Origin of the sequence: Streptomyces thermospinosisporus (assembly GCF_039526425.1) — a bacterium.
Classification (GTDB): domain Bacteria; phylum Actinomycetota; class Actinomycetes; order Streptomycetales; family Streptomycetaceae; genus Streptomyces; species Streptomyces thermocarboxydovorans.
In genome coordinates this window covers 1-7,086 of the sequence record NZ_BAAAIZ010000098.1, presented here as the reverse complement: position 1 = coordinate 7,086, position 7,086 = coordinate 1, and the positions used below count along the sequence as shown (strand labels likewise).

Genomic DNA, 7,086 nt, shown 5'->3' with positions numbered 1-7,086 from the left:
CCCCGCCGACGACGCCCCGCTGGTCCCCGGCCGCATCGCGGGCGCAGGAGTCGTCCTCGGCTATCTGGCCGTCGCCGCCCCGGCCGCGCTGTTCGCGGCGGACGGCATGCTGCGGCCGGAGTGGGTGTCGACCGTGGTGTGCGTGCCGCTGGTCGCCGTGGCGGCCACGGGCGCGGGCGTGTGGACGGCGTATGGCCGCCCGAGCGGCCCGCTGGAGCAGGCGGTGGCGCTGGTGCTGCCGAGGGACGTACGCCATCTGGTGCTGAGCGCCGAGGGGCGGCCCGGCGTGTCCGCACGGGCCGCCGCGACCGGCACCGCGCTGCTGCTGGGCGGCGGGGCGCTGCTGCTGGCGGGGTCGCTGGTCTGGCACGGCGGGCAGACCCAGGGGGCCCTGCTGCGGCTGACGGAGGGCTGGTCGGGGCGGTTCGCGGTGCTGCTGCTCGCCTTCGCGCTGCTGCCGAACGCCCTGGTGTGGGCGGCGGCCTACGCCCTCGGCCCGGGCTTCCTCCTCGGCACCGGCGCCGGGGTGACCCCGCTGTCCTCCGCGCCGGCGCCGCTGCTGCCGCCGTTCCCGCTGCTGGCGGCGGTCCCCGAGGCGGGGCCCGGGTCGCCGCTGACCTGGGCGGCGACGGCGGTGCCGCTGGTGGCCGGGGTGGCGGCCGGGCGGATCGTGGGGCGGGCGGCGGTGGAGGCCGCCCTGGACTGGCCGGGGCTGCCCGCGGCGATGGCCGCCTGGACGCGCGGCCGGACCACCGGTGCCGCCGCGCTGGCGGCGCTGCTGTGCGCCTCCGTACTGGCCCTGCTCGCCGCGCTGGCGGGCGGCCCCCTGGGGCCCGCGGCGCTGTCCGGCTTCGGCCCGGTGTGGTGGCAGGTGGGCGCGGCGGCGCTGGCCTGGGTCGGCCTGACCTCCACCGCGACGGCCCTCACGGTGCGCACCCGAGGGATCCGCGCCCTGGACGCCGAGCGGGCAGGGGTCAGGAAGGCGAAGGCCGAGGGGCAGAGACGCGCACCGCGGATCAGCGCACCGCGGATCAGCACACCGCGGATCAGCGCATCGCGGATCAGCGCACCGCGCGACGACGCACTGGAGTCGACGGAGCCGACGGAGCCGACGGAGCCGACAGAGCCGACAGAGGACGAGAACCGCAGTCCCGCGGAGGACGCGCCCCGCAGTCCCCGGCGACGCTGGTTCTCCCGGAGGCGGGGCAGGGCCGAGCGTGACCGCACCGGCAGGACCAACGAGGCCTCGTACGCCTCCCGGATCTTCCGCCCGGACGACGCGGACGACCTGTACCTTCCGCTCGACCAGGCACCCGACCGCGCATCACCGTTCGACCGGGCGGCCGACGTCGCATCACCGTTTGACCGGGCCGACGTCGCATCACCGTTCGACCAGGCCGACGTCGCGGCAATGCCCACGGAGCGCGCCTCGGCCGGCAACCGCTACGACGTCCTGCGCACCACCGCCGCCGAGCCGCCGGTACCGGCACCTCCCGCCGGGGAGCCTTCGCCCGTCGACCTCGCACCACGGCGAGAGCCGGAGAGCCCTTCGGAGCCTTCGGACACGCCCTCGGGCACCCCCTGGGACAACCCCTCGGACCATCCCCGGGACAACCCCTGGAGCAGCTCCTAGACCCCCTGCCGGCCGGCGCCCGGGCGCTCCGTCAGCCGTTCTCCCCGAGCAGCCCGCGCAGCTCCTCCGGGAGCAGGTCGCGGCAGGACTCCTTGGCCGACTGGGTGAGCGCGTCATTGGTGCAGGTGTAGTAGTCGCTGTAGACCAGCTGGGCCGCGAAGGTCGTGGCCACCAGCGCAAGCGCCAGGGAGCCGGTGACCAGGCCGCTCACCGCCGCCGTGGTCTGCGGGCGGCCGGTCTGCTCCGGGGCGGGGCTGTCCGGGTTGGTGCGCGGCTTGGCGCGCAGCGAGCTGATGCCCCAGTACAGGGCGAACGCGCCCAGCAGCAGGGCGATGTACGGCCAGCTGAACAGGGCGAAGAAGAAGCCCCACATGCCGGCCAGCAGGGCGAAGCGGGCGCGGCGCTGGGCCGGGTCGGTGGGATCCCAGCGCGGGCCCGGCCGCTGGGGGCCGCCCTCCGGGCGGGGACGCTCGCCGAAGCCGCCGGGGGAGCGGCCGGGCTGCCGGTCGCTCCAGTTGCGGCCCCAGGGGGAGCGGCCGCCGTCGCCGCGCGGGCCCTCGTCCGAGCCGGACGGGTGGCGCGGCTGCCACGGGCGGTCGGGTGTGCCCTCCGGGGGCGGAGCGAACGGGTTGTCCTCCTGGCTTCCGCCGCCCTGCCCGTCACCGCTCCCGCGGTCCGGGGAGCCGTCGGGCGCGTCGGGCGGCGAGGTGGGGCGCTCCCGCAGCAGCACGAGGCTGCGCTCTCCTCCTCGCACCGACTGCTGAGGGAGCGTGAGCAGTCGCAGGCTGCGGTCCGGCTTCAAGTGAGCGTCTTCCCCTTGGTGAATCGATCGGCGACACGTGACGTGCGGGTACGACTGGTGAACGAGTGGCTCACGAGCGGCGTTCCCGGACCGCTCACCGGTCCGATGCCCGGTCCGATTCCGGTCCGTTCCCCGGTCCGATTCCGGTCCGATTCCGGTCCGTTCCCCGGTCCGATTCCGGTCCGATGGTCCGCTTCTCCGGTCCGTTGTCGGTCCGATGTCCCGTCCGCTGTCAGCCGGTCCCCGGCCGTCCCGCTCCTGACGCTACCTGGCGGTCGGGCCCCCGTCCCGTGGGGGATGCCCGGTGTGCCGGTATCGTTGCTGACGGTCGGCCGCTTCGTAGGCTTCCCCGTATCAGAGGGTCCGAAGCATTCGTACGACCCTACAAAGACGCTTTCCGAGAAAGGGCTTCACCGTGGCCAAGCGCCTCGTCGTGCTGGTCTCCGGCTCCGGCACCAACCTCCAGGCGCTCCTCGACGAGATCGCCGCCACCGGCGCCGAGGCGTACGGGGCGGAGGTCGTGGCCGTCGGCGCGGACCGCGAGGGCATCGAGGGGCTGGCCCGTGCCGAGCGGGCCGGGCTGCCGACCTTCGTGTGCAAGGTGAAGGACCACCCGTCCCGCGAGGAGTGGGACGCCGCGCTCACCGAGGCCGTCGCCGCGTACGAGCCCGACCTGGTGGTCTCCGCCGGGTTCATGAAGATCGTGGGCAAGGAGTTCCTGGCACGCTTCGGCGGGCGGTTCATCAACACCCACCCCGCCCTCCTGCCCAGTTTTCCCGGCGCCCACGGTGTCCGCGACGCGCTCGCGTACGGCGCCAAGGTCACCGGCTGCACCGTCCACTTCGTCGACGACGGCGTCGACACCGGGCCGATCATCGCGCAGGGCGTGGTGGAGGTCCGGGACGAGGACGACGAGAGCGCTCTGCACGAGCGCATCAAGGAAGTCGAGCGAAGGCTGCTCGTCGAGGTCGTGGGGCGGCTCGCCCGCAACGGCTATCGCATTGAGGGACGAAAGGTAGTTATCCAGTGACCGCCGAGAGCAACAAGCGGGCCATCCGACGGGCGCTCGTCAGCGTCTATGACAAGACGGGCCTGGAGGACCTCGCCCGCGGCCTGCACGAGGCCGGCGTCGAGCTGGTCTCCACCGGCTCCACGGCCGCGAAGATCGCCGCCGCCGGTGTCCCGGTCACCAAGGTCGAGGAGCTCACCGGCTTCCCCGAGTGCCTGGACGGCCGCGTCAAGACGCTGCACCCCAGGGTCCACGCGGGCATCCTCGCCGACCTGCGCCTCGCCGACCACCAGCAGCAGCTCAAGGACCTCGGCGTCGAGCCGTTCGACCTGGTCGTCGTCAATCTCTACCCGTTCCGGGAGACCGTCGCCTCCGGTGCCACGCCCGACGAGTGCGTGGAGCAGATCGACATCGGCGGCCCGTCGATGGTGCGCGCCGCCGCCAAGAACCACCCCTCCGTCGCCGTCGTCACCAGCCCCGCCCGCTACGCCGACGTGCTCACCGCGGTCCGCGAGGGCGGCTTCGACCTGGCCACCCGCAAGCGGCTCGCCGCCGAGGCCTTCCAGCACACCGCCGCCTACGACGTCGCCGTGGCGAGCTGGTTCGCCTCCGACTACGCGCCGGCCGACGACTCGCAGCTCCCCGACTTCCTCGGCGCCACCTGGGAGCGCAAGAACACCCTGCGCTACGGCGAGAACCCGCACCAGCCCGCCGCGCTCTACGTCCCCACCGTGTCCAGCAGCGGCTCCGCCGCGGGCGGCGGCCTCGCCGAGGCGGAGCAGCTGCACGGCAAGGAGATGTCCTACAACAACTACACGGACACCGATGCCGCGCTGCGCGCCGCCTACGACCACGCCGAGCCGGCCGTCGCCATCATCAAGCACGCCAATCCGTGCGGCATCGCCATCGGTGCGGACGTCGCCGAGGCGCACCGCAAGGCGCACGCCTGCGACCCGCTGTCCGCGTTCGGCGGCGTGATCGCGGTCAACCGCCCGGTGTCCAAGGAGATGGCCGAGCAGGTCGCGGAGATCTTCACCGAGGTCATCGTCGCCCCCGGCTACGAGGACGGCGCCCTGGAGGCGCTCACCAAGAAGAAGAACATCCGTGTGCTGCGCGTCGCCGGTGCCCCCTCCTCCCCGGTCGAGCTGAAGCTGATCGACGGGGGCGCGCTGCTCCAGGTCACCGACCGGCTCCAGGCCGAGGGCGACGACCCGGCCAACTGGACGCTGGCGACCGGCGAGGCGCTGGACGAGGCGGAGCTGGCCGAGCTGGCCTTCGCCTGGAAGGCCTGCCGCGCGGTGAAGTCCAACGCCATCCTGCTCGCCAAGGACGGTGCCTCCGTCGGCGTCGGCATGGGCCAGGTCAACCGCGTCGACTCCGCGAAGCTGGCGGTGGAGCGGGCCGGCGCCGAGCGCGCCCGGGGCTCCTACGCCGCCTCCGACGCGTTCTTCCCCTTCCCGGACGGCCTGGAGATCCTCACCGCGGCCGGTGTGAAGGCCGTGGTCCAGCCCGGTGGTTCGGTGCGCGACGAGCTGGTCGTCGAGGCCGCGAAGAAGGCGGGCGTGACCATGTACTTCACCGGCACCCGCCACTTCTTCCACTGACCCGGTTCACTGATCGAGTCCGCTGATCCGGTTCCGTTGATCCGGCGGAAGCAGTCGTGCCGCTGACAGGGCGTCAGCGGCACGGACCGCCGGCCGGGCCTCAGGGCCTCCCCGGCGGTGTGTACTCCTTCAGGTGGTACGCGATGCGTTCGGCGTAGTCACGGTACTTGGGAGGCACACCGCCGGCGTCGTTCACCTTGCGGTAGGAGGTGCGGTAGGCGGCGGCCAGCAGCACCCGCTTGTCGCCGGGCAGTCCGGTGTCCAGGCGGGGCGCGATCCAGCACAGGTAGCGGCCCATCGCCGGGATGGACTCGGCGGGCGGGAACGGCGGTTCGGGGACGGTCTCACCGGGGGTGCCGTCCTCGTTCATCCACCAGCGCAGCACCTTCGGTGTCCAGCGGGCGATGCCGTACTCGTCCTTGGCCGGGTCGGACAGGTTCGGGTCGAAGTTGCTCTCCACCTTCAGCATCGCGGCGATCAGCGCCGGGGTGACGCCCTCGCGGCCGCAGTCGTGCGCGGTCTCCACGATCAGCAGGCGGTAGGCGGGCGGCACGCCGCGGTCGGTACGCAGTTCGTCCGCGCCGTAGGAGGCGGCCGCGGCCCCGGCGTGCGCGGCGCCGTTCTCCGCCGCGTCCCCCGCCCAGGTGGTGATGCCGTATCCGAGGGCGGCCGTCGCGGCGGTGGGGGCGGCCGCGGCGGCGGCTGCTTCGCGCCGGGAACGCCGCAGTGCGGGAAGCAGCCGGGCCGCACGGACCTGTCGTGGCAGCGGCAGCCCGAACGGTCTGCGTCCGCCGCCGCCCTCGGCCGCCCGCACCCGCCGCAGCAGCGCCTCCACTCCGATCCGGTCGGCGTGGGTGCGGGCCAGACAGGCGCGCACGATCTCCCGCCAGGTGTCCGGCAGTTCGGGGGAGAGCCGCAGTGTGTCGGTGCCGCGCGCATAGGCGACGGCCGCGTCGCGGCGGACCGCCGGGGTGGCGCCGGGCAGCGGGAACGAACCGGTGAGCACGAGATGCGCGAGGACCCCGAAGGCCCAGACGTCGGCGGACGGACGGATCCGCCGCCCCCGTTCGCCGATCTCGCACCACAGCAGCTCGGGCGGGGTGTAGTCGGCGGTGGAGAAGGCGGGTGTGTAGGCGTGGGTGCCGTCCAGCTCGGCGGCCATGTTGAAGTCGGCGAGCCGGACCGAACCGTCCGCCATCAGCAGCACATTGCCCGGCTTGAGATCGCCGTGCACCCAGCCCGCCGAGTGCAGCTGCGCCAGGCCCTCGCAGATCTGCGCGAGCAGGGCGGGCCCGTCGGCCGGCCGGGGCGAGGAGGCCAGCAGCGTGGACAGCGAACGCTCCGCCCGCTCCAGGACGAGCACGGTCGCCCCGTCCAGCTCCGGGCGGTCCGGGTCGTCGACGGTGAGCGTCTCGTACATCCGGATCAGCCGCGGCCGGTGCAGCCGCCGCAGCAACGCCAGCTCGCGCTCGACCAGTTCCCGCAGATGGGTCAGCTGGCGGGGCGTGCCCGTGCCGGTCGGCAGGAACTTCAGCGCCACCGTCCGCGGCAGCCCCTCGGCCCCTTCACCGACGCGCCGGCCGGCGTACACACTGCCGAACGCGCCGGTGGCGATCGGCTCACGGACCTCCCAGACGCCGACCCGGTACCCCTTGGGCACCGTCACGGCGAAGGTCTCCGTCACTCTGCGTCCCCCGTGGTCGGCGGGGTTACGACGACGATGCTGAACAAGGTGCGTCTCCCCGTGCCTGACGACTACCCGGATCCAGGTTAGGGCGAGGAACCGGGGCCGGGCCCTCCTCGAAAGGGTGAGACACGGGCTCGTGACGGGATTGGCGAGAAACGCTCACGTCCCGGCAGGCCGGGGGGAGTTCGCGCCGCACGGCAACGCGTCGCGCCGCACGGCAACGCGACGGGCCGCACGGCAACGCGTCGCGCCGCACGGCAACGCGTCGCGCCGCACGGCAACGCGACGGGCCGCACGGCAACGCGTCGCGCCGCACGGCAACGCGTCGCGCCGCACGGCAACGCGTCGCGC

At 73.9% G+C, this 7,086-nt stretch carries 5 protein-coding genes; 3 read left to right on the top strand and 2 right to left on the bottom strand.

Annotated features, from left to right (window positions below; genetic code table 11):
- The coding region (locus tag ABD207_RS27095) for a cell division protein PerM (protein ID WP_344015807.1) at positions 1–1,633 on the top strand (1,633 nt) is incomplete at its 5' end.
- Positions 1,634–1,664: 31 nt separating this feature from the next.
- Here the strand turns inward: ABD207_RS27095 and ABD207_RS27090 are convergent.
- Complete coding sequence (locus tag ABD207_RS27090; RefSeq protein ID WP_344015805.1) at positions 1,665–2,435, bottom strand: hypothetical protein; 771 nt, start codon at positions 2,433–2,435, stop codon at positions 1,665–1,667.
- A 415-nt stretch (positions 2,436–2,850) separates the two neighbouring features.
- Here ABD207_RS27090 and purN point away from each other — a divergent pair, with 415 nt between their 5' ends.
- Together purN and purH are read left to right on the top strand one after the other, a co-directional pair.
- On the top strand, positions 2,851–3,465 hold the full coding sequence (purN, locus tag ABD207_RS27085) for a phosphoribosylglycinamide formyltransferase (RefSeq protein ID WP_344015803.1): 615 nt from the start codon (positions 2,851–2,853) through the stop codon (positions 3,463–3,465).
- Positions 3,462–5,048, top strand: a complete 1,587-nt coding sequence (gene purH / locus ABD207_RS27080; RefSeq protein WP_344015802.1) for a bifunctional phosphoribosylaminoimidazolecarboxamide formyltransferase/IMP cyclohydrolase — start codon at positions 3,462–3,464, stop codon at positions 5,046–5,048. Before purN ends, purH begins: the two co-directional genes overlap by 4 nt.
- Before the next feature lie 100 nt (positions 5,049–5,148).
- Here the strand turns inward: purH and ABD207_RS27075 are convergent, their stop codons facing one another.
- Complete coding sequence (locus tag ABD207_RS27075; RefSeq protein ID WP_344015801.1) at positions 5,149–6,732, bottom strand: protein kinase domain-containing protein; 1,584 nt, start codon at positions 6,730–6,732, stop codon at positions 5,149–5,151.
- Positions 6,733–7,086: the final 354 nt, after the last annotated feature.